General features: G+C 70.9%; 24 protein-coding genes. 16 read left to right on the top strand and 8 right to left on the bottom strand.

Annotated elements, in window-relative coordinates; translation table 11 throughout:
* Positions 1–41: 41 nt before the first annotated feature.
* Together B7W94_RS06905 and B7W94_RS06900 are read right to left on the bottom strand one after the other, a co-directional pair.
* Positions 42–1,310: an ABC transporter substrate-binding protein gene (locus B7W94_RS06905; protein ID WP_025105402.1), complete on the bottom strand. Its 1,269-nt coding sequence runs from the start codon at positions 1,308–1,310 to the stop codon at positions 42–44.
* Positions 1,311–1,450: 140 nt separating this feature from the next.
* Positions 1,451–1,987 carry a CGNR zinc finger domain-containing protein gene (locus B7W94_RS06900; RefSeq protein WP_085605507.1) on the bottom strand — a complete coding sequence of 179 codons (537 nt, stop codon included), beginning with the start codon at positions 1,985–1,987 and terminating at the stop codon, positions 1,451–1,453.
* Positions 1,988–2,025: 38 nt separating this feature from the next.
* On the opposite strand from B7W94_RS06900, the gene B7W94_RS06895 reads away from it, so the two are divergent.
* The 6 genes from B7W94_RS06895 to B7W94_RS06870 all read left to right on the top strand — a co-directional run bounded on the left by B7W94_RS06895 (position 2,026) and on the right by B7W94_RS06870 (position 9,130).
* On the top strand, positions 2,026–2,970 hold the full coding sequence (locus B7W94_RS06895) for an EamA family transporter (protein ID WP_085605505.1): 945 nt from the start codon (positions 2,026–2,028) through the stop codon (positions 2,968–2,970).
* Between the two features lie 192 nt (positions 2,971–3,162).
* The gene (locus B7W94_RS06890; RefSeq protein WP_025105405.1) at positions 3,163–3,828 is read left to right on the top strand and encodes a GntR family transcriptional regulator; all 666 of its coding nucleotides are present in this window, start codon (positions 3,163–3,165) and stop codon (positions 3,826–3,828) included.
* A complete protein-coding gene (locus tag B7W94_RS06885; RefSeq protein WP_085605503.1) occupies positions 3,825–5,351 on the top strand; it encodes an MmgE/PrpD family protein in 1,527 nt (508 codons plus the stop codon). The genes B7W94_RS06890 and B7W94_RS06885 overlap by 4 nt, the downstream gene beginning before the upstream one ends.
* Positions 5,351–6,259 (top strand): methylisocitrate lyase, encoded by a 909-nt coding sequence (gene prpB, locus B7W94_RS06880; RefSeq protein WP_085605501.1) that lies wholly within the window; start codon positions 5,351–5,353, stop codon positions 6,257–6,259. Before B7W94_RS06885 ends, prpB begins: the two co-directional genes overlap by 1 nt.
* A gap of 77 nt (positions 6,260–6,336) precedes the next feature.
* A complete protein-coding gene (locus B7W94_RS06875; protein ID WP_085605499.1) occupies positions 6,337–7,470 on the top strand; it encodes a bifunctional 2-methylcitrate synthase/citrate synthase in 1,134 nt (377 codons plus the stop codon).
* A 172-nt stretch (positions 7,471–7,642) separates the two neighbouring features.
* On the top strand, positions 7,643–9,130 hold the full coding sequence (locus B7W94_RS06870; RefSeq protein WP_085605497.1) for an MFS transporter: 1,488 nt from the start codon (positions 7,643–7,645) through the stop codon (positions 9,128–9,130).
* Positions 9,131–9,139: 9 nt separating this feature from the next.
* Here the strand turns inward: B7W94_RS06870 and B7W94_RS06865 are convergent, their stop codons facing one another.
* Positions 9,140–9,742, bottom strand: coding sequence for an antibiotic biosynthesis monooxygenase (locus tag B7W94_RS06865; RefSeq protein ID WP_062765537.1), 603 nt, complete (start codon positions 9,740–9,742; stop codon positions 9,140–9,142).
* Between the two features lie 154 nt (positions 9,743–9,896).
* Positions 9,897–10,871 carry a hypothetical protein gene (locus B7W94_RS06860; RefSeq protein ID WP_085605495.1) on the bottom strand — a complete coding sequence of 325 codons (975 nt, stop codon included), beginning with the start codon at positions 10,869–10,871 and terminating at the stop codon, positions 9,897–9,899.
* Positions 10,872–11,265: 394 nt separating this feature from the next.
* On the opposite strand from B7W94_RS06860, the gene B7W94_RS06855 reads away from it, so the two are divergent.
* The 4 genes from B7W94_RS06855 to B7W94_RS06840 all read left to right on the top strand — a co-directional run bounded on the left by B7W94_RS06855 (position 11,266) and on the right by B7W94_RS06840 (position 15,709).
* On the top strand, positions 11,266–12,765 hold the full coding sequence (locus B7W94_RS06855) for a CoA-acylating methylmalonate-semialdehyde dehydrogenase (RefSeq protein WP_025105412.1): 1,500 nt from the start codon (positions 11,266–11,268) through the stop codon (positions 12,763–12,765).
* A 9-nt stretch (positions 12,766–12,774) separates the two neighbouring features.
* Entirely contained in the window at positions 12,775–13,956 is a 1,182-nt protein-coding gene (locus B7W94_RS06850) for an acyl-CoA dehydrogenase family protein (protein WP_025105413.1), read from the top strand.
* Complete coding sequence (gene mmsB / locus B7W94_RS06845; RefSeq protein WP_085605493.1) at positions 13,953–14,831, top strand: 3-hydroxyisobutyrate dehydrogenase; 879 nt, start codon at positions 13,953–13,955, stop codon at positions 14,829–14,831. Before B7W94_RS06850 ends, mmsB begins: the two co-directional genes overlap by 4 nt.
* 101 nt (positions 14,832–14,932) lie before the next feature.
* Positions 14,933–15,709, top strand: coding sequence for an enoyl-CoA hydratase (locus B7W94_RS06840; RefSeq protein WP_085605491.1), 777 nt, complete (start codon positions 14,933–14,935; stop codon positions 15,707–15,709).
* A gap of 14 nt (positions 15,710–15,723) precedes the next feature.
* Here the strand turns inward: B7W94_RS06840 and B7W94_RS06835 are convergent, their stop codons facing one another.
* The 3 genes from B7W94_RS06835 to B7W94_RS06825 are packed head-to-tail and all read right to left on the bottom strand — an operon-like array spanning position 15,724 to position 17,170.
* Positions 15,724–16,167 carry a YdeI/OmpD-associated family protein gene (locus B7W94_RS06835; RefSeq protein WP_085605489.1) on the bottom strand — a complete coding sequence of 148 codons (444 nt, stop codon included), beginning with the start codon at positions 16,165–16,167 and terminating at the stop codon, positions 15,724–15,726.
* Entirely contained in the window at positions 16,164–16,634 is a 471-nt protein-coding gene (locus B7W94_RS06830) for an SRPBCC family protein (protein ID WP_085605487.1), read from the bottom strand. The genes B7W94_RS06835 and B7W94_RS06830 overlap by 4 nt, the downstream gene beginning before the upstream one ends.
* Positions 16,634–17,170, bottom strand: coding sequence for a MarR family winged helix-turn-helix transcriptional regulator (locus B7W94_RS06825; RefSeq protein WP_085605486.1), 537 nt, complete (start codon positions 17,168–17,170; stop codon positions 16,634–16,636). Before B7W94_RS06825 ends, B7W94_RS06830 begins: the two co-directional genes overlap by 1 nt.
* A 175-nt stretch (positions 17,171–17,345) precedes the next feature.
* Here B7W94_RS06825 and B7W94_RS06820 point away from each other — a divergent pair, with 175 nt between their 5' ends.
* Genes B7W94_RS06820 through B7W94_RS06800 form a run of 5 tightly spaced genes read left to right on the top strand, consistent with a single transcriptional unit; the run spans position 17,346 to position 22,386 of the window.
* A complete protein-coding gene (locus B7W94_RS06820) occupies positions 17,346–18,122 on the top strand; it encodes an electron transfer flavoprotein subunit beta/FixA family protein (protein ID WP_085605484.1) in 777 nt (258 codons plus the stop codon).
* Between the two features lies 1 nt (position 18,123).
* Complete coding sequence (locus tag B7W94_RS06815) at positions 18,124–19,095, top strand: electron transfer flavoprotein subunit alpha/FixB family protein (protein WP_085605482.1); 972 nt, start codon at positions 18,124–18,126, stop codon at positions 19,093–19,095.
* Between the two features lie 2 nt (positions 19,096–19,097).
* On the top strand, positions 19,098–20,744 hold the full coding sequence (locus B7W94_RS06810; RefSeq protein WP_085605480.1) for a cytochrome b/b6 domain-containing protein: 1,647 nt from the start codon (positions 19,098–19,100) through the stop codon (positions 20,742–20,744).
* A 3-nt stretch (positions 20,745–20,747) separates the two neighbouring features.
* The gene (locus tag B7W94_RS06805) at positions 20,748–21,221 is read left to right on the top strand and encodes an ASCH domain-containing protein (RefSeq protein ID WP_062636986.1); all 474 of its coding nucleotides are present in this window, start codon (positions 20,748–20,750) and stop codon (positions 21,219–21,221) included.
* Positions 21,222–21,234: 13 nt separating this feature from the next.
* Positions 21,235–22,386 (top strand): acetyl-CoA C-acetyltransferase, encoded by a 1,152-nt coding sequence (locus tag B7W94_RS06800; protein WP_085605478.1) that lies wholly within the window; start codon positions 21,235–21,237, stop codon positions 22,384–22,386.
* A 53-nt stretch (positions 22,387–22,439) separates the two neighbouring features.
* Here the strand turns inward: B7W94_RS06800 and B7W94_RS06795 are convergent, their stop codons facing one another.
* On the bottom strand, positions 22,440–22,949 hold the full coding sequence (locus B7W94_RS06795; protein WP_025105423.1) for a GNAT family N-acetyltransferase: 510 nt from the start codon (positions 22,947–22,949) through the stop codon (positions 22,440–22,442).
* A gap of 130 nt (positions 22,950–23,079) precedes the next feature.
* Between B7W94_RS06795 and B7W94_RS06790 the strand changes: the two genes are divergently transcribed.
* Entirely contained in the window at positions 23,080–23,640 is a 561-nt protein-coding gene (locus tag B7W94_RS06790) for an acyl-CoA thioesterase (RefSeq protein WP_025105424.1), read from the top strand.
* The last annotated feature ends 60 nt before the right edge of the window (positions 23,641–23,700 follow it).

Genomic DNA, 23,700 nt, shown 5'->3' with positions numbered 1-23,700 from the left:
CGGCGCCCGGGACGGTTGTCGCGTCCCGGGCGCCGCGAGGGTCAACCGGCGTTGGCGGCGAACCAGTCGTCCATGGCCTGCAGCACCTGGTCGGCGGGTGCGCCGCCGAGCAGGGCCTGGGTCTGGGTGTTGATCTCGCCGGAGTAGCCGTCCGGGAGCGTGCGCTCGCCGTAGCCGCCGCCGGTGGGCGTGTAGGCCTCGGCCGGGGTGTCGGCCACGATCTGCAGCAGCTCCTCGCCGAGCGGCGTCATGTCGTACTCGTAGCCGTCGCGGAAGTTGCCGTCGACCGCGAGCTGGTCGCTCACCGCGGTCTGGTCGGTGGTGAGGAACTCGATGAGCTTCGCCGCCGCGTCCTGGTTCTTGCTCGCCTTGAGGATCGAGTACGGGCTGGCGATGTTGGCGCCCATCGCGGGCTGCTCGTCGGCGCTCATGGCGGGGGCGCGGAAGACGCCGATGTCCGCGGAGTCGGCGGCCTTCGCCTGCGTGCCGGCGAACCAGCTGCCCATCGAGTACACCGCCGTCTTGCCCGAGAGGAAGGCCTGCTCGGCGTCCGGGTACTTGATGCCCAGGGCGTCGCCGGGGATGTAGCCCTCGGACACCCAGTCCGCGTAGGTCTCGACCGCATCGCCGTAGGTCTCGCTGAAGGTGACGTCGCCTGCCGAGATGTCCTGGAACCACTCCGGGTCCTCGGCGATGATGGTCGGCAGTCCGAGCGCCTGCAGGGTGTGGCTCGTCATCCAGTCGCCGCCGGTCTGGACCGGGGTCCACCCGGCGTCCTTGAGCTTGCCGAGGGCCTCGGTGAGCTCGTCGACCGTCGTCGGCACCTCCGTGATCCCGGCCTCCTCGAAGGCGGTCTTGTTGTAGAAGAAGAGGCTCTGCAGCTGCACGCCGATGCCGGCCATGTAGTTCTTGCCGTCGATCGAGTACTGGTCGGCGAGCGGACCGGACGACGCCCACTCGTACTGCGAGAGGTCGACGAGCTCGGGGGCGAGCTTGGTCGTCGGCGCGATGGACTGCACGACGTCGGGAGCGTCACCGGCGGCCAGCAGGCGCGGCACGGCGGCTTCGACGCCCTCCGCACCCGGGTTCTGGATGACGACGTCGATGTTCGGGTTGGCGTCCTCGAACGGCGCGACGAGGTCGTTCCAGAACTCCTCGGTCAGGTTCGGGGTGACGTTCACGAGCATGCGCACGGTGACGTCGCCGCCGGCGTCACCGCCGTCGTCGCCGGCGGTGGTCGAGCAGCCGGCGATGGCGAGGGCGGACACCGCCGCGATGCCGGCGAGGGGGAGGACTCGGGCCTTGATCATCGTTGATCCTTTCCTGATGCATGAGGGAGGGCCGCTCGCGACATTACACTAATCGATAATCGTTTGTGAAGAGTGGGCAGCATCGAACCCGCTCGGACCGCATTCCGGTCTGCGGTCTCCGAGCGGGGCGCGCGGCGCGGTCAGCCGGCGGCGCGGCGGGCGCGGTACGCCGCCACGGCGTTGCGATTGGCGCAGCTCGTCGAGCAGTAGCGCTTGGAGCGGTTGCGGGAGAGGTCGAGGGCGATCGCCTGGCATGTCCCGTCCGCGCAGACGGTGAGGCGAGAGCCCTCGTCCGTGCGGATGACGTCGATCAGGGCCATCGCGGTCTCCACGAGCACCCGTTCGGCGAGCGGGCGATCGTCGGCGAGCCCGTGCAGGTGCCAGTCCAGCTCGTCGTGGCGCACGAGCCGCGGGGTCAGGCGCACCTCGGCGAGAGCGGCGTTGACGTGTGCGGCCATCTCGTCGCGCGGAGCGAGCAGCATGGCGCGGAGGCGCGACCGCAGAGCGCGGAGGTCGTCGAGCTCCACCGTGTCCCCGTCGACCCGTCCCGTGTACGGGAACACCCGAAGGAAGGCCTTCTCGTCGTCGATGTCGACCAGGGTGTCCGGGTCCTCCGCCGAGTTCGCGAGCCAGACCGCCGCGCGCAGCGCATCCTCTGTGTCATCGGTGAAGACCATGTTGACAGCTTACTCCCGCCGGCGTAGCGTCATCCCTCATGAGCACGGTGGCTGATGACACTCCGCGCACCCGGACCGGGGTGCGCCTCGGCCTGCCGCTCGCTGTCGCCGCCGCCTTCGCGTTCGGCTCCTCCGGGGCGTGGGCGCGCGGACTCATCGATGCGGGGTGGACGCCGGGGGCCGCCGTCACTGTGCGGGTCTGGGTCGCGGCGCTCGTGCTGCTCGTCCCCACGGTCCTCGCGCTCCGCGGGCGGTGGCGTGCTCTCCGGCAGAACGCGGGGATGGTCGCCGCCTACGGCCTCCTCGCGGTCGCGGCCACCCAGCTCTGCTACTTCCAGGCCGTCGCGGTGATGGACGTCGGGATCGCGCTGCTCATCGAGTACACCGCCCCGGTCGCGGTGCTCCTCTGGCTGTGGCTGCGCCGGGGCGAGCGTCCCACCCGGCGCAGCATCCTCGGTGCGGGCATCGCCTTCGTCGGGCTCGTCCTCATGCTCGACATCGTCACCGGGGCGCGGGTGGACGTGGTCGGTGTCCTCTGGGCGCTCGGGGCGATGGTGGGTGCCGCGAGCTACTTCGTGCTGTCCGCGCGGGCGGACACCGGGATCCCGCCGATCGCCCTCGCGGGCAGTGGGCTGCTGCTCGGTGCCGTGGGTCTGAGCCTCGCCGCGCTCATCGGCGTGCTGCCGTTCGCGTGGACGACGGCCGACGTCGAGTACCGGTTCGGCGCGGTGCCGTGGTTCGTGCCGGTTCTCGTGATCGGCGTGATCGCCACGGCTCTCGCGTACGTGCTCGGCATCGTCTCGACACGGATGCTCGGCTCCCGGTTGGCCTCGTTCGTCGCGCTCGCCGAGGTCGTGGCGGCTCTGCTCTTCGGCTGGCTCCTGCTCGGACAGCTCCCCGGCCCGCTGCAGGCCCTCGGGGGCGTGCTCGTCCTCGCCGGCGTGGTCGTGGTGAAGCTCGGCGAGCCCCGTCCTGCCGCCTGAGCCCACTCGCGCGCACAACTTCGGAGATCGGAGCCGACACGCCGGCCTCCGGCCCCGCGGTGCGGCGTGTCCCGGCCGATCTCCGAAGCTGTGCCCGGATGAGGAAGGGGGCGGGGGAGGCTATGTATACGAATCGACCGCTCGCGCTCGAGAAGTCGACCGCGAAGCGCCGTTTATGTATACACTGGCGGAATGGTCCTCCCTGTCGAGCGCACGTCCATGGGCGATCGCGCCTATGCGGCGCTCCTCGACGGCATCCAGTCCGGGGAGCTGCCGGCCGGGTACGTGCTCGGCGAGGTGGAGCAGGCCGAGCGCCTCGGTGTGAGCCGGACGCCGCTGCGGGAGGCTCTGCGTCGCCTGGCCGCCGACGGTCTGGTCGTGCAGCAGTCGCCTCGCGTCACCGTGGTCGCCGACCTCGACGCCGACGACATCCGGTCCCTGTTCGAGATCCGTCGCGCGCTGGAGGAGACCTCCGCCCGGCTGGCGGCCGTCCGGGGTGACGCCGACCGGTTCGCCGCGCTCGCCGCGGAGTTCGCGCACGTGGACCTCACCAGGGCGGAGGGCCGCGACGCCTACTACGCCCTGATCGCGCGATTCGATGCGGCCCTCGACGACGCCGTCGCCAACGACTACATCGCTGCGGCGCTGCGCACGGTCCGCACCCACCTCGTCCGCGTGCGGCGCATGGCGCGGGACAAGCCCGCCCGGCTCGCCGCCTCCGCCGCCGAGCACCGCACGATCGCCGAGGCGCTCGCCGCCCGCGACGGCGACCTCGCCGCCCATGCCACGCACGTGCACCTGCACAACGCGCTCACCGGCATCCTCGACTCCCTCCCCGACAGCGAAGGACACTCATGACCGTCACCCACCACGTCCGCGTGCACGCCAGCTCCGAGAACCTCGTCCGCGAGGATCAGCTCGCCTGGAAGATCGCCGAGGTCGCGGTCGACCAGGTCGAGGTCGAGCAGCCCGTCGTCGACATGATCATCAACCGCATCATCGACAACGCCGCCGTCGCCGCCGCCTCTCTCACCCGCGCGCCGATCGTCGCCGCCCGCGCGCAGGCGTTCAGCCACCCCGTCTCGACGGGCGGGGCCGGCGCCAACCTGTTCGGAACGCCGCTCGACCGCCGCACCAGCCCGGAGTGGGCGGCCTGGGCGAACGGCGTGGCCGTGCGCGAGCTCGACTACCACGACACGTTCCTCGCCGCCGAGTACTCGCACCCGGGCGACAACATCCCGCCGATCCTCGCGGTCGCGCAGCACACCGGCAAGGACGGGCGCGCGCTCGTGCGCGGCATCGCCACCGGGTACGAGATCCAGATGGACCTCGTGCGCGCGATCTGCCTGCACAAGCACAAGATCGATCACGTCGCGCACCTCGGCCCGTCCGCCGCCGCCGGTATCGGCACGCTCCTCGGCCTCGACGTCGAGACGATCTACCAGGCGGTCGGACAGGCGCTGCACACCACGACCGCCACGCGCCAGAGCCGCAAGGGCGAGATCTCCACCTGGAAGGCGCACGCCCCGGCCTTCGCCGGGAAGATGGCCGTCGAGGCGGTCGACCGGGCGATGCGCGGACAGACGAGCCCCGCGCCGATCTACGAAGGCGAGGACGGCGTGATCGCCTGGATGCTCGACGGCAAGGACGCGGCCTACGAGGTGCCGCTGCCCGCCGCCGGCGAGGCCAAGCGCGCGATCCTCGACTCGTACACGAAGGAGCACTCCGCGGAGTACCAGGCGCAGGCGTGGATCGACCTCGCCCGCAAGCTCGGCACCGCGAACCCGGCCCTCCGCGACCCCGCGAACATCGCGTCGATCGTGCTGCACACCAGCCACCACACCCACTACGTGATCGGCTCGGGCGCGAACGACCCGCAGAAGTACGACCCGACGGCCTCCCGCGAGACGCTCGACCACTCCATCCCGTACATCTTCGCGGTGGCGCTGCAGGACGGCGGCTGGCACCACGTCGACTCCTACACGCCGGAGCGCGCAGGTCGCGCCGACACCGTCGCGCTGTGGCACAAGATCACCACGGCCGAGGACGCGGAGTGGACCCGCCGCTACCACTCGGAGGACCCGGACGAGAAGGCCTTCGGCGGTCGCGTCGAGATCCGCCTCACCGACGGCTCGACCGTGGTCGACGAGATCGCCGTCGCCGACGCCCACCCCCTCGGCGCGCGCCCGTTCGCGCGGGAGAACTACATCGCCAAGTTCCGCCTGCTCGCGGAGCCCGTGCTCGAGCCCGCCGAGATCGAGCGGTTCCTCGAGCTCGTGCAGCGCCTGCCCGAGCTCACGGCCGCCGAGGTCGCCGAGCTCTCGATCGTCGCGAAGCCGGGTCTGCTCGACGACGCCGACGCCCCGACGGGCCTGTTCTGATGCTGTACTCCACCACGACGCCCGCCGAGAAGCGGCGCCTGTTCCGGGAGCGGCTCGCCTCGGGGGAGCTGCTGCGGTTCCCCGGCGCGTTCAACCCGCTGAGCGCCCGGCTCATCGAGGAGAAGGGGTTCGAGGGCGTCTACATCTCGGGCGCCGTGCTCTCCGCGGACCTCGGGCTGCCGGACATCGGCCTCACCACGCTCACCGAGGTCGCCGGGCGCGCGAAGCAGATCGCCCGCATGACCGAGCTGCCCGCGATCGTCGACGCCGACACCGGCTTCGGTGAGCCGATGAACGTCGCCCGCACGATCCAGGAGCTCGAAGACGCGGGCCTCGCCGGCACCCACATCGAGGACCAGATCAACCCGAAGCGCTGCGGACACCTCGACGGCAAGGCCGTGGTGGACGAGGACACCGCGATCAAGCGGATCCGCGCGGCCGCCGACGCCCGCCGCGACGAGAACTTCCTGATCATGGCGCGTACCGACATCCGTGCGATCGAGGGGCTGGACGCGGCGATCGACCGGGCCAAGGCGCTCGTCGACGCGGGGGCGGACGCGATCTTCCCCGAGGCGATGCGCACGATCGGCGAGTTCGAGGCCATGGCCGCGGCGCTGGACGTGCCGATCCTCGCGAACATGACCGAGTTCGGCAAGAGCGAGCTGTTCTCCGTCGACGCTCTCCGCGATGCCGGGGTGCGCATGGTCATCTGGCCGGTGTCACTGCTGCGGATCGCGATGGGGGCGGCGGGCCGTGCGCTCGATACGCTGAACGACGAGGGGCACCTGACCTCGAAGCTCGGGGAGATGCAGCACCGCGCCGACCTCTACGAGCTGATCGACTACGAGTCGTACAACCACTTCGACTCGGGCGTCTTCAACTTCACACTCGACAACACCGGTCGCTGAGCGCAGCGAAGCGGACACACGACGCGGTTGCTGAGCGAGGAGCGCAGCGACGAGTCGAAGTACACGAAGGAGTGACCATGACCGAGCCGGACATCAAGAAGGGCCTCGCGGGGGTCGTCGTCGACACGACGGCGATCTCGAAGGTCAACCCCGAGACGAACAGCCTGCTCTACCGCGGCTATCCCGTGCAGGAGCTCGCGGACACGCAGTCCTTCGAGGCCGTGGCGTACTTGCTGTGGAACGGCGAGCTGCCGACGGACGACGAGCTCGCCGCGTTCCGGCTGGAGGAGCGGAAGCACCGCGCCCTGGCCGACAACGTGAAGGCCGCCATCGACCTCGTGCCGCTCGAGGCGCACCCGATGGACGAGGTGCGCACCGCCGTGAGCCTGATCGGCGCATCCGACCCCGAGGCCGGCGGTTCCGTGCTCGACGCCGGTGGCAGCCCGGAGCAGAACCTGGCGCGCAGCATCCGCCTGTTCGCCGCGCTGCCTGCCATCGTGGCCTACGGCCAGCGACGCCGTCGCGGCCAGGAGCTCATCGCTCCGCGCGACGACCTCGACTACTCGGCGAACTTCCTCTGGATGACCTTCGGGGAGGAGGCCGACGATGTCGTGGTCGACGCGTTCAACCGGTCGATGATCCTCTACGCCGAGCACTCCTTCAACGCCTCGACCTTCACCGCCCGGGTCATCACCTCGACCCTCAGCGACATCTACTCGGCGGTCGTCGGCGCCATCGGCGCGCTCAAGGGCCCGCTGCACGGCGGGGCGAACGAGGCGGTGCTGCACATCTTCAAGGAGATCGGCTCGGCGGACGCCGTCGAGGCCTGGCTCGACAAGGCCCTCGCGGAGAAGCGCAAGATCATGGGCTTCGGGCACCGCGTCTACAAGAACGGCGACTCCCGCGTGCCGACGATGAAGGCCGCGCTGGACACCCTCGTCGCGCACTACGGCCGGGAGGACGTCGCCGCGCTGTACGACGCCCTGGAGTCGCAGTTCGTCGAGCGCAAGGGGATCCACCCGAACCTCGACTACCCGTCCGGTCCCGCATACAGCCTCATCGGCTTCGACACCCTCACCTTCACGCCGCTGTTCGTCGCGGCACGCGTGACAGGGTGGACGGCCCACGTCATCGAGCAGGCCGGCGCGAACGCCCTGATCCGCCCGCTGTCGCACTACGACGGCCCCGACGAGCGGCACGTCGCCCGCTGACCCCGTTCCGTTCGAATCGCCTGATTGGCTCCATTCTCGCCCGGGATGGAGCCATTCGCGCGATTCGAAGCGGTAGCGTGCCGACGGCCCCGGGTCAAGCGGATGCGGCGGATTTCCGGGAGGAGTAAACCGGATCCGGGATGAAAGCGTGTCCCGCGAGAAGGAGGCCCCCATGTCCGCGTCCGACGTCACCGTCAAGGAGGTCCGGTCGCTCGTCCCCGCGCGCATCGACCGGCTCCCCTGGTCGCGCTTCCACTGGATGATCGTCGTCGGACTCGGGTTCTCCTGGATCCTCGACGGCCTCGAGGTGCAGATCGTCGCGGCCAACGGCTACGCGCAGACGCTGGGGATGGGCCCGGCCGAGGTCGGCCTCGCCGGCACCTGCTACCTGCTGGGCCAGGTGTTCGGCGCCCTCGTATTCGGCCGTCTCGCCGACCGCCTCGGCCGCAAGAACCTCTTCCTGCTCTCGCTCGGGGTGTACCTCGTCGGGTCGGCCGTCGCCGGGCTCGCGTTCGCCCCCTGGTTCTTCTACATCTGGCGCTTCGTCGCCGGGGCGGGCATCGGCGGCGAGTACGCGGCCATCAACTCGGCCATCGACGAGATCATCCCCGCGAAGTACCGCGGCCGGGTCGACATCGCCATCAACGGCACCTACTGGGGCGGTGCGGCCCTCGGCGCCATCGCCAACATGTTCTTCCTCAACACCGACATCCTGCCCGCCGACATCGGCTGGCGGCTGAGCTTCTTCCTCGGCCCGATCCTCGGCCTCCTCATCATCTGGCTGCGACGGCACATCCCGGAGAGCCCGCGCTGGCAGATGACGCACGGCCGCGAGGAGGAGGCGGAACGCAACGTCGACGAGATCGAGGAGCGCATCCGCAAGGAGGGCAAGACGATCGAGCCCGTCGACGAGAGCAAGGCCATCACGGTCAAGGAATACGGCAGCGTCCCGTTCCTCGTGATCGCGAAGGTGCTGTTTAAGAAGTACCCGCGGCGCACGCTCGTCGGCATCACGATGATGGTCACGCAGTCCTTCCTCTACAACGCGATCTTCTTCACGTACGCGCTCGTGCTGGAGAACTTCTACGACACCCCGCCGGCATCCGCGTCGCAGTACTTCATCGTCTTCGCGGTGGGCAACCTCGCCGGCGCCCTCATCCTCGGCCACTTCTTCGACACGTGGGGTCGTCGGCGGATGCTGTTCGGCACCTACGTGCTCGCGGGACTGATCCTGCTCGTCAGCGCCTTCCTCTTCAACGCGGGGGTGCTGAACGCGGGCACGCACACGGCGTTCTGGTGTGCGTCGTTCTTCTTCGCCTCGGCCGGCGCGTCCGCCGCGTATCTGACGGTGAGCGAGATCTTCCCGCTCGAACTGCGCAGCCAGGTGATCTCCTACGTCTTCTCGATCGGGCAGCTCGTCGGCGCCGTCGCCCCGGTGCTCTACGGCGCGCTGATCGGTGCGAGCGCGGAGTCCGGCGACCGCGGTCCGCTGTTCTGGGGCTACGTGCTCGGTGCGGCCATCATGATGTTCGGCGGTGTCGTGTGCGGCGTCTTCGGCGTCAGTGCCGCCGGGAAGTCGCTGGAGGACATCGCCGATCCGCTCTCGCTCGTGGAACCGGCGAAGAAGGGTGTCACCCCGGGCGCGGAGTCCGGCTCCTGAGGGGCGGCGCTAGCGGGCGAGCCAGTTCCGCAGGGAGCGCGTGACGAACGGCAGCACCCAGTACGTCATGATCGGCGTGAGCACGAGGGTGGTGATGAGCACGCGGAGCCACAGCGGCACGGCGTCCCATCCCGGCACCGGGCTCATAGCGTAGGTGAACGCGAGGTTCACGGGGAAGAAGCCGAGCCAGATCGAGACGGCCTGCTTCCACCGCGGCGGCGCGGGGGCGACGGTCACGGTGCTGGTCGTGCCGTCCGGGTCGACGACGGGGATGGATCCCGTGGACGGCTCGTCGAACCAGCCCTCGATGCCGGAGCGGCGCTTGGACCGCTCGCTGCGGACGAAGCCCTGGCCCATCGACAGCCACCACGCGCGTTCCCCGGACTGCTCCCACGCGGTGAGCGCGTCCTCGCTCGCGAAGCGGTAGAGCATGTGCCAGACCTGGGAGTCCTCGCCGGCGCGGACCCAGCCGGAGCCGAGGAATCCCGGGTACTTCGTCGCGAGGTTCACCCCGGTCTGCACCCACGCGGTGGCCTCGGCGATGCGCTCCGGGTCGACCTCGCGGCGGATGGAGACGGTGACGGGTTCGGAGACGGGCGCGGATGCGGACATGGTGCGGTCCTCGGGGGTGAGCGGCGTCGGGGTGCGGACGCGGGGTGGCGGCGCCAGGGTCGCGGCGCCTGGTCGATTCTAGTTCCCGTTCGAGTCGCGCGATTGGCTGTAAATCCGGCCCGGATGCCGCCATTCGCGCGATTCGAACGCGGGGTCACCGCCCCAGGGCAGACGCCACACGGCGGATCAGTTCCCCCGGTCTGTGGAGGAGGGGTGCGGTGACCTCGATCACCGTCCACCCGGCAGCCCGCAGCGCCGCGACCCGCTCGATATCCCGTGCCCACTGCGCGCCGTGCACCATGCCGTGGTACTCCGCCGCGACGCGTTCGGCCTCCCAGACCATGTCGACGCAGGCCAGGAAGCGACCTCGGTCGTCGAACACGTCCACGTTGAGTTGAGGCTCCGGGATCCCGGCCGCGACCAGGAGGCACCGCAGCCGGCTCTCCCGCGGCGACCACGAGTCCTCCCGCACGAGCTCGACCGCCTCCCGCAACCGTGCCGCCCCGCGCCTCCGCCCAGCCGCCAGCATCTCCCGCAGCTCATCGATCGTCGCCCAGGGCTGCCGCGTGACATCCGGCCGCCCGACACCCGGTCTCCAGCGCCGGCAGAAGTAGTCGCCGAGGGCCACGAGGTCCACCAGCGGCAGCGTGCCGAGGGAGACCCAAGTCGCGGCGGGGGAGCTCACCCGGAGGCCGTCCCGATAGCGGATCGAGGTGAGGCTGGACAGCGTGCGGTGCCCGGTCACGCCGCGGGCGCGGGGGAACGGGATCCCGCCGGACGCACTGACGTGGAGGGCGAGGTCGTCCGCCGTCGCGATGCCCCCGTGATCGTCGAAGGCGAGCGGCAGGGGGCCTCCCCAGATCGACACGGCCGTCTCGTGACTGAAGAAGTGTCCGGTGTGCAGGATCGGGGCATAGGACTGCGCTCGTGCGACCCGCGCGTGCCGCTGCCGCTCGTACGGGTCTGCGATGTCGAGCCCGGGAGCCGGGCGGGGGTACACGCGGACCCCGTGGAACGGAGCCTGGAGGTCGGATCCGCGCAGCCGTCCGCGACTCAGGCCGTGCAGTCGCGCCGTCCGGACCGCGAAGTCCGCCTCGAAGCGGGCCGGAAGCTGCTGTCGTCGTCCCATGCCCCCACGCTCCCACCCCGGCGGTCGGGGCGGGGTCGGTTTCCACAGCCCCGGTTCGAATCGCGCACTGTGCTCCATCCCCGGCCGAAATGGAGCAAAGCAAGCGATTCGAAGGGAAGAAGAAGACCCCCGCCGACCCGATTCGGCGGGGGTCTCGGGAGCGAGAGTGCTCACCGTGTGCACGGGAGACGCGACTACCCGATCCGGTCTGAGTCTGTGCCGTGCATCTGCAGTTGTAATCGGCCTGGATGTCCGGCGGGTGAACGGCCGGAGAACGGGCGACGGCGGCATCCGAACGCGGGGCGCCGCAAGATACAAGGACGTCCTCGTATTTTCACGGTAGTCGGAGTAAACTCGCCGATGTGCCAAAGAGGGCACGGAGGGATGTCGCACAATGACCCGTACTATCCCGCACTTCGTGGGCGGAACGCATGTCACCCCGGAAGACGGACGCTTCGCCGACGTCTTCGACCCGAGCACCGGAGCCGTGCAGGCCCGGGTGCCGCTCGCGTCCGCGGAGGAGGTGCGCCGCGTCATCGGGAACGCGGAGCAGGCTCAGGCCGCGTGGGCGGCGACCAACCCGCAGAAGCGCGCCCGCGTCCTCCTGCGGTTCCTCGACCTCGTGCAGCAGGAGATGACCTCGCTCGCCGAACTCCTCGCGAGCGAGCACGGCAAGACCGTCGACGACGCCAAGGGTGACATCCAGCGAGGCCTCGAGGTGATCGAGTTCTCCGCCGGAGCCCCGCACCTGCTCAAGGGCGAGTACTCCACCGGTGCCGGGGCGGGCATCGACGTGTACTCGATGCGGCAGCCGCTCGGGGTCGTCGCGGCGATCACGCCCTTCAACTTCCCCGCCATGATCCCCCTGTGGAAGGCCGGGCCCGCGCTCGCCGCCGGCAACGCCGTGGTGCTCAAGCCCAGCGAGCGCGACCCCTCGGTGCCGGTGCGCCTCGCCGAGCTCTTCCTCGAAGCGGGGCTGCCGGCCGGCGTCCTCAACGTGGTGCACGGCGACAAGGAGGCGGTCGACACGCTGCTCACCGACGACCGGATCCGCGCGGTCGGTTTCGTCGGCTCCACGCCCATCGCCGAGTACATCTACGCCACCGCGGCCGCCCACGGCAAGCGCGCGCAGTGCTTCGGCGGCGCGAAGAACCACATGATCGTGATGCCGGACGCGGATCTCGACCAGGCCGTCGACGCCCTCATCGGCGCCGGCTACGGCTCCGCGGGGGAGCGGTGCATGGCCATCTCGGTCGCCGTGCCGGTCGGCGAGGAGACCGCGGACGCCCTCGCCGCCAAGCTCGCCGAACGCGTCGCTCAGCTGCGGGTCGGCCCTTCCCTCGCGGCGGACGTCGACTACGGACCCCTGGTCACGCGGGCAGCGGTCGAGCGGGTGGAGGGCTACATCCAGCAGGGGATCGACGAGGGCGCGACGCTACTCGCCGACGGCCGCGGCTTCACGGTCGACGGGCACGAGGAGGGCTTCTACCTCGGACCGACCCTGTTCGATCACGTGACGACCGACATGGCGATCTACCGCGAGGAGATCTTCGGCCCGGTGCTCGTGATCGCCCGCGCCGCCGACTACGAAGAGGCGCTGCGCATGGCCTCCGAGCACGAGTACGGCAACGGCGTCGCCATCTTCACGCGCGACGGTGACGCCGCCCGCGACTTCGCCGCACGCGTGGAGGTCGGGATGGTGGGCGTGAACGTGCCCATCCCGGTGCCGATCGCCTACTACACGTTCGGCGGCTGGAAGCGCAGCGGTTTCGGCGACCTCAACCAGCACGGCGCCGACGCCTTCCGCTTCTACACGAAGACCAAGACGGTGACGAGCCGCTGGCCGTCGGGGATACGCGAGGGCGCCAGCTTCGTCATCCCCACGATGCACTAAGGACACGCGATGACCATGACCACCGTCACCACCACCGATGACGAGCGCGAGGCGATCCTCGACGCCGTGCGAGAGTTCGCCGATGCGGAGCTCGCCCCGTTCGCCGCGGAACGCGACGAGAAGCACCTGTTCCCGCGGGAGTCGCTGCAGCGCGGCGGCGAGCTCGGCCTCGGCGGGATCTACGTGAGCGAGGAGTTCGGCGGCACGGGCCTCACCCGCGTCGACACCGTCGCGATCTTCGAGGAGCTCGCCAAGGCCGACCCCGCGGTGGCCGCCTACATCTCCATCCACAACATGGTGGTGTGGATGATCGACACCTACGGCGACGACGAGCAGCGGTCGCGCTGGCTGCCGTCGCTGACCGCCATGCAGGAGTTCGGCGGCTACTGCCTCACCGAGCCGGGGGCCGGATCCGACGCGGCGAACATCGCGACCAGCGCCGTCCGCGAGGGCGATGAGTACGTGCTGACCGGGGTGAAGCAGTTCATCTCCGGAGCCGGTGAGGCCGCGGTGTACGTCGTCATGGCGCGGACCGGCGAGCCGGGAGCCCGCGGGATCAGCGCCTTCCTGGTCCCCGGCGACGCGGAGAACCTGAGCTTCGGTGCTCCGGAGAAGAAGATGGGGTGGCACGCGCAGCCCACCCGGCCCGTGATCATGGACGGCGTGCGGGTGCCGGCGTCCGCGATGCTCGGCGACGAGGGACGAGGTTTCGCGATCGCGATGTCGGCGCTCAACGGTGGCCGCCTCAACATCGCGGCGTGCTCTCTCGGTGGCGCGCAGGCCGCGCTCGACAAGGCCGTGCAGTACGTGCACGAGCGCGTCGCGTTCGGGGAGCCGCTGGCGGAGAAGCAGTCGATCCTCTTCGCGATCGCCGACATGCGCACCGACCTGCAGGCCGCGCGGCTCATGGTGCGCGACGGCGCGCAGGCGGTGGACGAGAAGGCGCCGGACGCGACGATGCGCTGCGCGATGGCCAAGCGCTTCGCGACCGACGCCGGCTTCGAGGTGGCCAACCGCGCCCTCCAGCTGCACGGCGGCTACGGCTACCTGCAGGACTACGGCATCGAGAAGATCGTCCGCGACCTCCGCGTGCACCAGATCCTCGAGGGGACGAACGAGATCATGCGCCTGATCGTCGGCCGGGAGATGCTGCGACCCGCGGGGTCGACGTCGATGCGGAGCGCATCATGACCCGCGTCGCCTTCCTCGGGCTCGGGCACATGGGGCTGCCGATGGCGAAGAACCTCGTCGCCGCCGGACACGAGGTGCACGGCTTCGACCTCATACCCGCGGCGATCGAGGCGGCCGGGGCGGCCGGGATCCCCGTGGCGGCGAGCGGCGCGGAGGCGGTGGCGGACGCGGAGGTCGTGGTGACGATGTTCCCGGCGGGGAAGCACGTCATCGAGGCCTACCGCACGGAGCTGCTGGCGGCCGCGCGCCCCGGGACGCTGTTCATCGAGTCGTCGACCATCGCGGTGGACGAGGCGCGGGCCGCCCATGCGCTCGCGCTCGCCGCCGGCCACCGGCACATCGATGCTCCGGTATCCGGAGGTGTGGTCGGGGCGGAGGCCGGGACCCTGGCGTTCATGGTCGGGGGTTCCGACGACGACTTCGCGGCGGCGCTGCCGCTGCTGGAGATCATGGGGAAGCGCATCGTGCACTGCGGCGGACCGGGACTCGGACAGGCGGCGAAGGTCTGCAACAACATGGTGCTCGCGGTGTCGCAGATCGCCGTCGCCGAGGCGTTCGTGCTGGGCGAGCGGTTGGGGCTCGAGCATCAGGCCCTGTTCGATGTGGTGTCCCAGGCGTCGGGGCAGTGCTGGGCGCTCACCACGAACTGCCCCGTGCCCGGTCCGGTGCCCACCAGCCCCGCGAACCGGGACTACCAGCCGGGGTTCGCGGGCGCCCTCATGGCGAAGGACCTCGGTCTCGCGCTGCAGGCCATCGAGCAGACCTCGACGGACGCGCGGATGGGTCGTCTGGCGCAGGAGCTGTACGCCGCCTACGCCGCCGGCGACGGCGCCGCCCGTGACTTCTCCGGCATCATCACGGAGATCCGCGGCTGACTCCCGCTTTCGAATCGCCTGAATGGTCGCAAATCCGGCCGAAATGCAGCAAATCGGGCGATTCGAAGGGGAGGGTGGATGACAACAGGAAGGCGGGAGCGATGACCGAGTACGAGACGATCCTGGTGGAGCAGCGCGGACGGGTGGGCTGGATCACCCTCCACCGACCGGAGGCGCTCAACGCGCTGAACAGCCGGCTCGCCGAGGAGGTCACCGCGGCCGCGCAGGCCTTCGATGCGGATGACGGCGTCGGGGCCATCGTCGTGACCGGCTCCGAGAAGGCCTTCGCGGCCGGCGCCGACATCAAGGAGATGGAGGGCATGTCCGCGGCGGAGATGCTCGAGACCGACCACTTCGGCGTCTGGCACGACTTCGCGGCCGTGCGCACCCCGGTCATCGCGGCGGTCTCCGGGTTCGCGCTCGGCGGCGGCTGCGAGTTGGCGATGATGTGCGACATCATCCTCGCCGCGGACACCGCGAAGTTCGGACAGCCCGAGATCAACCTCGGAGTGATCCCCGGCATGGGCGGCACCCAGCGGCTCATCCGCGCGGTGGGGTACTACAAGGCGGCGGAGCTCGTGCTGTCCGGCCGCTTCATGGGGGCAGAGGAGGCCGAGCGCTCCGGACTCGTGTCCCGTGTCGTCCCCGCGGCGGATCTCCTCACCGAGGCGACGACGCTGGCCGAGACGATCGCGTCGAAGTCGCTGCCGTCGGTCTACGCCGCCAAGGCCGCGCTCGATGCCGCCATGGAGACGACGCTCTCCGAGGGCCTCGCCCACGAGAAGCAGGCATTCGCGGCGCTGTTCGACACGCACGACCAGAAGGAGGGGATGGCGGCCTTCCGCGAGAAGCGCACGCCGGACTTCCAGAACCGCTGACCGCGGGGCACGGGTCAGCCGCGCAGGGACTCCACGATCTTCGCGATCCGGCGCTCGCGCGTCGCCTCCTGCTTGGCCTCGGCGACCGCCTTGGCGTGCTCCTTGCGCGCCGACGGGGAGAGGGCGTCGAACGCCGCGCGCACGGCCGGATCGGCGTCGAGGGCAGCGGCCAGTGCTGGCGGCACCTCGACCACCCGCTCCGCGGTGTCGAGCCGGATGACGGCGTCGACCTCCTGATCGATCTCGACACCGAGGTCCGCGCGGGCGGCCTTGCTGAGCCCGATCATGTTCTCGCCGCCCACGCGGGCCAGGCGCAGGCGCGCGGTGCGCCCGCCGATCGTGACGGCGACCGGGAAGGCCTTGCCGGCGCCGAAGGACGCCACCTGCTCGTCGGTGAGGAGGATCGCCGCGGCGGGGCCGCGACCGGTGAGGACGGTGTGCACGCGCAGTTCGCTCATGCAGGAAGAGTACGCCCGCCATCCTCGATCGCGGCGACCAGGGCGGTGTTGCGTTCGCCGATCAGGCGCTCCATGTAGCGGCCGAGCACGAGGGCGTCGACGACGCGGCCGAGGGGCCCGAAGGGCGACCGGAACACGATCGTGTCACGCATGAGGGTGCCGCGCGGATGCTCCTCGAACACGTGCTCGTGCCGGAGCTCGCGGAACGGTCCGGCGATCTGACGGTCGGTGAACCGATGCGGCGCGTCGATGTCGAACACCACGGAGCGCAGGCGGAACGGGATGCCGAAGTGCCGCGCGCGCCAGGTGACCGTGGACCCCTCGGTGAACGCGCCGCCCGCGGGCTCCTCGATCATCGTCTCGTCGTAGCGCGCCATCGACTGCAGATGCAGTTCCGGGTCCAGCGCGGCGGCGAAGACCAGCGGGCGCGGTGCCGCGATCACGGTCTCGAGCACGAACCGGGGCATCAGAGCGGTTCGGGGAGGGGGCGCGGGTCGATGAAGTCGCCGGCGTCACGACGCAGACGGGCGACGATGGCGACGAGCTCGGCGGCGTCGGCCTCGCTCATGCCGGGGTCGGCGAAGACGTCGGCGTTGAGGGCGGTCGTGGCGCGCTCGACGAGATCGCGGCCGTCGTCGGTGAGGGCGAGCATCGCCGCGCGTCCGTCGTGCGGGTGCGGTTCGCGGACGACGAGGCCGTCGCGCATGAGCCGCTCGGCGGTGCTCGTGATGGTGGTGGCGTGGACCTGCAGGCGCGCGACGACACTCGACAACGGCAGGCGTCCGGCGCGGCTGAAGGCGAGCAGCCGCAGCACCTCGTAGCGGGCGAAGCTCAGCGCGAAGGGCTTGAGGGCCGCGTCGACGCGGGCCAGGAGGAGCTGCTGGGCGCGCATCACCGAGGTGACCACCGTCATGCCGTCCGCGGCCTCGGTCCAGCCGTGCGCGATCCACTGCCGCTTCGCCTCGGCGAGCGGGTCGACGGGAAGCGGGCGGGGTCGGACCACGTCTCTACGGTACCGGGGGAGTCCGCCCCCGGCTGTCAGCGGCGAGCCGCGGGGCCCGACTGTCGACTATGTATACATTGGCGGCCGAAATCGGGGGTGCCACCTGCGGATCCCTCCGCCTTTGGCTACATAGAAGAGCGTGCGGATAGACTCAGCGTGTCGTGAGGAGCATTCGATGAAGATCTTCGTCCTGGTCAAAGAGGTACCGGACACCTATGGCGATCGCACGTTGAATCTCGAGACCGGACTCGCCGAACGCGGGGCCGGGGATGTGGTCCTCGACGAGATCACGGAGCGGGCCCTCGAGGTCGCCCTGGCCCACGCCGACAAGAACGAGGGCACCGAGGTCGTGGCCCTCACGATGGCGCCCGAGAGTGCGACGGCATCCGTGCGCCGGGCCCTCGCGATCGGTGCCGCCTCCGCGATCCACATCGTCGACGAGCAGCTCGTCGGCGCCGACCTGGGTCTCACTGCCGAGGTGCTCGCCGCCGCGATCCGCCGCGGCGCCCCCGACCTCGTCATCACCGGCAACCTGTCCACCGACGGCGCCGGCGGCGTCCTCCCCGCCATGCTCGCCGAACACCTCGGCTGGGCGCAGGCCACCGCCCTCACCGCAGTCGAGATCACCGCCGAGGGCGTCTCCGGTACCCGGGGTGCCGATGCGGGCAACCAGCAGGTGACCGCGCCGCTGCCCGCCGTGATCTCCATCACCGAGGCGCTCGCGGACGCCCGGTTCCCGAACTTCAAGGGCATCATGGCGGCGAAGAAGAAGCCGCTGGAGGTGCTGTCCCTCGCCGACCTCGACGTGTCGGCCGACCCGGCGGCGGCGCCGCGCACCATCATGACCGCGGTCTCGGAGAAGCCCCCGCGGGCCGCCGGCGTCAAGATCACCGACGAGGGCGATGCCGCCGAGAAGCTCGTCGAGTTCCTCGTGCAGAACAGGCTGGTGTGACATGGCGTACCCCGAGAACCCGATCCTCGTGCTCCTCGACGTCGACCCGTCCGGTGCACTCGCCAGCAGCACCGCCGGACTCCTCGGCGCGGCGGCAGGCGTCGGCACACCGGTCGCGGTGATCGTCGGCGGTTCCGAGGCGGCGGTCGCCACGGCCGCGGAGGCCGGAGCCGCGGTCGTGCTCACGGCCGACGGCGACCCGTCCGCGCTGACGGTCCCGATCGTCGACGCGCTGCAGGCCGCCGCCGCGCAGGTGCATCCCGCGGCCGTCCTCATCTCGAACTCGATCTCCGGACGCGATGTCGCCGGCCGGTTCGCGGTGCGGACGAAGAGCGCGCTCGCCGTGGACGCGGTCGGGGTCTCCCGCGACGACGAGGGCATCGTCGCCCACCACTCGGTCTATGGCGGGGCGTACCTCGTCGACGCCGCCGCGACGTACGGCACGCTCGTCGTCACGCTGCGCCAGGGTGCGGTGGAAGCCAGGGCCGAGGCGGTCGCCTCCCCGCAGGTCGAGCAGCTCGCGGTCACTCCGTCCGGAGCGGTCGCCGCGACGGCGGGCCCCGTCGAGACGGTCGAGGCCACCTCGTCCCGGCCCGAGCTACGCGGAGCGACCCGCGTGGTGTCGGGCGGCCGGGGTCTCGCCTCGAAGGAGAAGTTCGTGCTCGTCGAGGAGCTCGCCGATGCCCTCGGGGCCGCGGTCGGCGCCTCGCGCGCCGCCGTCGACGCGGGCTACATCCCGCAGTCCCACCAGGTCGGGCAGACCGGGGTCTCGGTGTCGCCGCAGCTCTACGTCGCGCTCGGGATCTCCGGCGCGATCCAGCACCGCGCCGGCATGCAGACGTCGAAGAACATCGTGGCGATCAACAAGGACCCGGAGGCGCCGATTTTCGACGTCGCCGACTTCGGCATCGTCGGCGATGTGTTCACGATCGTGCCGCAGGTGATCGCCGCGCTCGAGGCGCGGAAGAAGTAGCCATGGCGACGCGGGTGCTGCGCCGCGGGCTTCCGCGGGTACCGGGCGGCGAGCCGTGGCCGCCCGCCGAGGTGACGGTCGAGACCGTCGATGCGGTCGAGGTGGCCGAGGTGGCGGCCGTCGAGGCTCCGGTGTCGGCGCCGGCGGAGCGCGTCGAGCGCGGGGCCGCCGAGGTCGAGGCCGCTGTCGCGACCCCCTCTCTGCCGGAGGACGCCGCCCCGCGCCCGATTCTCCGTCGCGGCCTCCCGCGCGTCCCGGGCGGCGAGCCGTGGCCGCCGGCCGAGGCCGCGCCGGCGGTGTCGGCCGTCGCCGCGGTGCCGGCCGAGACGTCACGTGCCGCGGTCACGGCGCCCGACGCTCCCGCTGCCGAGCCGGCTGCCGCCGCGCCCGTTGCCGAGCTGGCTGCCGCCGCGCCCGTTGCCGCCGCGACGTCCGCCGCCGCGACGCCCGCCGGAGGCGAGAGCGTCCGTCGGGGACTGCCCCGTGTCCCGGGCGGCGAGCCCTGGCCGCCCGCAGGGACCGTGCCTGCGCGGGCGACCGCCGACACCTCCTCAGCCGTAGCGGCGGACGCCCCCGCGATCGCGGAGACTCCGGCTCCGGCCGCGGCACCCGCGACGGCGGAGCCCGCCATCCCCGGCACCGCGCTCACCCCGACCGCCGACATCAGCACGCCGCTGCCCTGGACCCGCACGGTCTGGAACGGTCGTGCCCCCCGACACCTTCCGGCCGCCGCCTCGACCACCCCGACCGCACGCCGGCGTCCGACCTGGACCCAGGCGATCGCAGCGCTGTTCGGCGCCGCCGCCCTCGGTGTGCTCGCGGCCGCGGCCGTGGCCCTCGTCCGCACGCTGCTGAGCCTCCCCTTCATGCAGGACTTCCTGGCCGCCTTCCCGGGCGAGTACGAGCCGCCGATCCCGGTCGAGCCCGGCTTCGCGCCGTGGGTCAACTGGGCGCACTTCTTCAACATGTTCCTGATCGTGCTGATCATCCGCTCGGGGCTGCAGGTGCGCACGGAGAAGCGTCCGAGCGTGTTCTGGACGCCGCGGAACAACCCGAAGGGCAAGATCAGCCTGAACCTCTGGTTCCATCAGGCGCTCGACATCCTGTGGCTGCTGAACGGTGTGATCTTCGTGGTGCTGCTGTTCGCCACGGGGCACTGGGTGCGGATCGTGCCGACGAGCTGGGAGGTCTTCCCGAATGCGCTGTCGGCGGCGCTGCAGTACATCTCGTTCGACTGGCCGCACGAGAACGGCTGGAACAACTACAACAGCCTGCAGCAGCTCGCCTACTTCGTCACCGTCTTCCTCGCGGCACCGCTCGCCGCCGTCACCGGGTTCCGCATGTCGGGGCTCTGGCCCAAGAAGGCGGAGCGCCTGTCGAAGGCGTATCCGGTGGAATGGGCGCGCGCCCTGCACTTCCCGGTGATGCTCTACTTCGTGGCGTTCATCATCGCGCACGTCGCGCTCGTGATGCTGACCGGCTTCCTGCGCAACCTCAACCACATGTTCGCCGCGCAGGATGCCGCGACGTGGACGGGGTTCTGGGTGTTCATCGCCTCGCTCGTCGTGATCGCGATCGCGTGGGTCGCGGCGCGGCCGCTCGTGCTCGCGCCGATCGCAAAGGTGTTCGGCAAGGTCTCGGGGCGCTGATCCATGACCGACCGCACCGCCATCGAGGAGTACTGGCGCGAGGCCCGCATCGCGCTGCCGCACCTGCCCGAGGCCCTTCCCGAGGCGTGGGGTTTCGGTGCGACGCCGGAGCACGCCGACGAGCTCCTGGAGCTCGTGCTCCGCGGCATCAAGGTGGGCACCGCGTCCTCCGTCTGGGACTACGAGGAGACGGGGGATCCGCTGCCGACCGTCGGCGAACTCAGCATCATCCTCGACGGAACCGGCGCCCCGCGCGCCGTGATCGAGACCACGGCGATCGACATCGTGCCTTTCGACGAGGTCGACGAGGCGCACGCCTTCGCCGAGGGGGAGGGGGATCGCACGCTCGCGCACTGGCGCGAGGTGCACGAGCGCTACTGGCGCACCCACTCCGAGAACCCGCGCGGCTATGAACCCGACATGCCGGTGCTGTGCGAACGCTTCCGGCTGCTCCTGCCGGCCGGCACGGAGGACTGAGGAGAGGGAGATCATGGCAGAGGCCTACATCGTCGACGCGGTCCGTTCGCCGGTCGGACGCCGTGGCGGCGCTCTCGCGGAGATCCACCCCGCCGACCTCGGCGCGCACAGTCTGCGGTCCCTCGTCGACCGGACCGGCATCGACCCCGGCGCCGTGGACGACGTGATCCTCGGAGCCATCGATGCGATCGGGGGACAGGCCGGGAACGTCGCCCGCACCGCGCTGCTCGTCGCCGGCTTCCCGGAGCACGTGCCCGGCGTGACGATCGACCGCCAGTGCGGATCCAGTCAGCAGGCCGTGCACTTCGCCGCGCAGGCGGTGCTCAGCGGCACCAGTGACCTCGTGATCGCCGGCGGGCTGCAGAACATGTCGCGGATCCCGCTCACCGCCGCCGCGACCGTCGGCCGGGAGTACGGCTTCACGACGCCGTACGCCGAGTCGCCCGGATGGCAGGAGCGCTACGGCGACCAGGAGATCTCGCAGTTCCGGGGCGCGGAGCTCATCGCCGAGCGCTGGGACATCTCGCGGGAGGAGATGGAGCGGTACGCGCTGGAGAGTCACCGCCGGGCGGCCGTGGCCCAGGACGAGGGGCGGTTCGCGGCGGAGACCGCGCCGCTCGCCGGGCTCGACCACGACGAGGGCGTGCGCCGGGACACGACTCTGGAACGCATGGCCGGACTGCCGCCGCTCGCGCCCGGGGGACGGATCACCGCCGCGGTCGCGTCGCAGCTCAGCGATGCATCGAGTGCCGTGCTCATCGCCAGTGCGCGGGCGGTGCAGGAGCACGGCCTCACCCCGCGGGCCCGCATCCACCACGTCTCCGTCCGCGGCGACGACCCCGTGCTCATGCTCACCGCGCCGATTCCGGCGACCCGGTACGCGCTGGAGCGCACGGGACTCCGGATCGAGGACATCGACCTGTTCGAGGTCAACGAGGCGTTCGCCTCGGTCGTGCTCGCGTGGATGCGCGAGACCGGTGCGCCGCACGAGAAGGTCAATGTCAACGGCGGCGGCATCGCGCTGGGGCACCCGATCGGCGCGACCGGCACCCGCATCCTCGCGACCCTGCTCAACGAGCTGGAGCGCACCGGCGGTCGGTACGGCCTGCAGACGATGTGCGAGGGCGGCGGCGTCGCGAACGTCACGATCATCGAACGCCTCTGAGTGCAGACGAAAGGGCCGCCCCGCGGGGGCGGCCCTTTCTGTGAAGACGAGGGTCAGGGGCGCACGAAGCGGACCTCGGTGAGCGTCTCCCCGAGGAACGGCTCGGTGTGCGCGGCGCCGTCGAGGTGGAATCCGTTGCGCGTGTAGAAGCGGTGCGCGCGGGGGTTGTCCTCGGCGACCCAGAGGTAGAGCGGCTCGTCCTTCTCGACGGCCGCATCGAACAGCTTCTGCCCGATGCCGGTCGAGTGGTACGCGTCGAGCAGGTAGATGAAGTACAGCTCGCGGAACGCCGGGGCGTCCTTGTCGCGGGCCGGACCCGAGCCGACGAAGCCGACGATCTCGCCGTCGACGAGCGCCGCGTTCATCTTGAAGTCGGGGCCCTGCGCCGCCCAGTGCGTCCAGAGCTCGGCCATGCGGCGGGGGGAGACCTTCTCCAGAGCCGCCTTGCTGATGAGGTGATCGTAGGTCTCGTGCCAGCACTGCGCATGCACGCGACCGAGGGCTTCCGCATCCACATCACGGACCGGACGGACGATGACTTCGGGCTGGGCTTCGGCGCTCATGCGGTGACTCTACGGCGGGTCCGTGGAAATCGGAAATCGGGACGACGGCCCCCGAGAGGCACTCCGACGGCATGGAGGAATCGGACAACGAAGTTCGACCGTCGTGCGCGGATGGCTACGATCAGTCCTCGTGAACGTGATCTGGCGGACCCTCCTCGTGATCCTCGGTGCGCGTCGTCGCGTGCGGCAGGGGAAGACCCTCGACCCCACCGCCGTCGGCACCGTGACGGTGACCACCCTGCCGACCGACCTCGACATCCTCCGCCACATGAACAACGGCCGGTACCTGTCGCTGTTCGACCTCGGTCGCTGGGACCACCTGATCCGCACAGGGTTGTTCGACGTGATGAAGGAGCAGGGCTGGTACGCGGTCGTGTCGAGCGAGACGATCACCTTCCGCAAGTCGCTCCAGCTCTGGCAGCGGTTCGAGGTGCAGTCCCGGTTCATCGGACACGACGAGAAGGCCCTGTTCCTGGAGCATCGCGCCGTGGTCGGCGGCGAGGTCTACGCCCGGGCCATCGTGCGGGCCCGCGTGCTGCGGCGCTCCGGCGGCACGGTCAGCAACGAGGAGCTCTTCGCCGCGGTGGGCAAGCCCGACGGGGTGCCGGAGATCGACGCCTGGGTGCACGACTGGGCGGCCGCGTCCGCCCTGCCTCCCGTGCGGACGCCGGCCCCCAGCATCTGGAACTGACTCGACTGCGGCCCGCCCGGTCGGGCACCCCGGGATTCCGCGACCGGCGACCTAGGGTGG

The organism is Microbacterium sp. LEMMJ01 (assembly GCF_002114135.1).
GTDB lineage: Bacteria > Actinomycetota > Actinomycetes > Actinomycetales > Microbacteriaceae > Microbacterium.
This window is presented reverse-complemented; position numbering and strand designations above follow the sequence as displayed.

Coding starts and splice junctions, on each gene's coding strand:
- B7W94_RS06905 (WP_025105402.1), bottom strand. CDS start 1,310: ATGATCAAGGCCCGAGTCCTCCCCCTCGCCGGCATCGCGGCGGTGTCC.
- B7W94_RS06900 (WP_085605507.1), bottom strand. CDS start 1,987: ATGGTCTTCACCGATGACACAGAGGATGCGCTGCGCGCGGCGGTCTGG.
- B7W94_RS06895 (WP_085605505.1), top strand. CDS start 2,026: ATGAGCACGGTGGCTGATGACACTCCGCGCACCCGGACCGGGGTGCGC.
- B7W94_RS06890 (WP_025105405.1), top strand. CDS start 3,163: ATGGTCCTCCCTGTCGAGCGCACGTCCATGGGCGATCGCGCCTATGCG.
- B7W94_RS06885 (WP_085605503.1), top strand. CDS start 3,825: ATGACCGTCACCCACCACGTCCGCGTGCACGCCAGCTCCGAGAACCTC.
- prpB (WP_085605501.1), top strand. CDS start 5,351: ATGCTGTACTCCACCACGACGCCCGCCGAGAAGCGGCGCCTGTTCCGG.
- B7W94_RS06875 (WP_085605499.1), top strand. CDS start 6,337: ATGACCGAGCCGGACATCAAGAAGGGCCTCGCGGGGGTCGTCGTCGAC.
- B7W94_RS06870 (WP_085605497.1), top strand. CDS start 7,643: ATGTCCGCGTCCGACGTCACCGTCAAGGAGGTCCGGTCGCTCGTCCCC.
- B7W94_RS06865 (WP_062765537.1), bottom strand. CDS start 9,742: ATGTCCGCATCCGCGCCCGTCTCCGAACCCGTCACCGTCTCCATCCGC.
- B7W94_RS06860 (WP_085605495.1), bottom strand. CDS start 10,871: ATGGGACGACGACAGCAGCTTCCGGCCCGCTTCGAGGCGGACTTCGCG.
- B7W94_RS06855 (WP_025105412.1), top strand. CDS start 11,266: ATGACCCGTACTATCCCGCACTTCGTGGGCGGAACGCATGTCACCCCG.
- B7W94_RS06850 (WP_025105413.1), top strand. CDS start 12,775: ATGACCATGACCACCGTCACCACCACCGATGACGAGCGCGAGGCGATC.
- mmsB (WP_085605493.1), top strand. CDS start 13,953: ATGACCCGCGTCGCCTTCCTCGGGCTCGGGCACATGGGGCTGCCGATG.
- B7W94_RS06840 (WP_085605491.1), top strand. CDS start 14,933: ATGACCGAGTACGAGACGATCCTGGTGGAGCAGCGCGGACGGGTGGGC.
- B7W94_RS06835 (WP_085605489.1), bottom strand. CDS start 16,167: ATGAGCGAACTGCGCGTGCACACCGTCCTCACCGGTCGCGGCCCCGCC.
- B7W94_RS06830 (WP_085605487.1), bottom strand. CDS start 16,634: ATGCCCCGGTTCGTGCTCGAGACCGTGATCGCGGCACCGCGCCCGCTG.
- B7W94_RS06820 (WP_085605484.1), top strand. CDS start 17,346: ATGAAGATCTTCGTCCTGGTCAAAGAGGTACCGGACACCTATGGCGAT.
- B7W94_RS06815 (WP_085605482.1), top strand. CDS start 18,124: ATGGCGTACCCCGAGAACCCGATCCTCGTGCTCCTCGACGTCGACCCG.
- B7W94_RS06810 (WP_085605480.1), top strand. CDS start 19,098: ATGGCGACGCGGGTGCTGCGCCGCGGGCTTCCGCGGGTACCGGGCGGC.
- B7W94_RS06805 (WP_062636986.1), top strand. CDS start 20,748: ATGACCGACCGCACCGCCATCGAGGAGTACTGGCGCGAGGCCCGCATC.
- B7W94_RS06800 (WP_085605478.1), top strand. CDS start 21,235: ATGGCAGAGGCCTACATCGTCGACGCGGTCCGTTCGCCGGTCGGACGC.
- B7W94_RS06795 (WP_025105423.1), bottom strand. CDS start 22,949: ATGAGCGCCGAAGCCCAGCCCGAAGTCATCGTCCGTCCGGTCCGTGAT.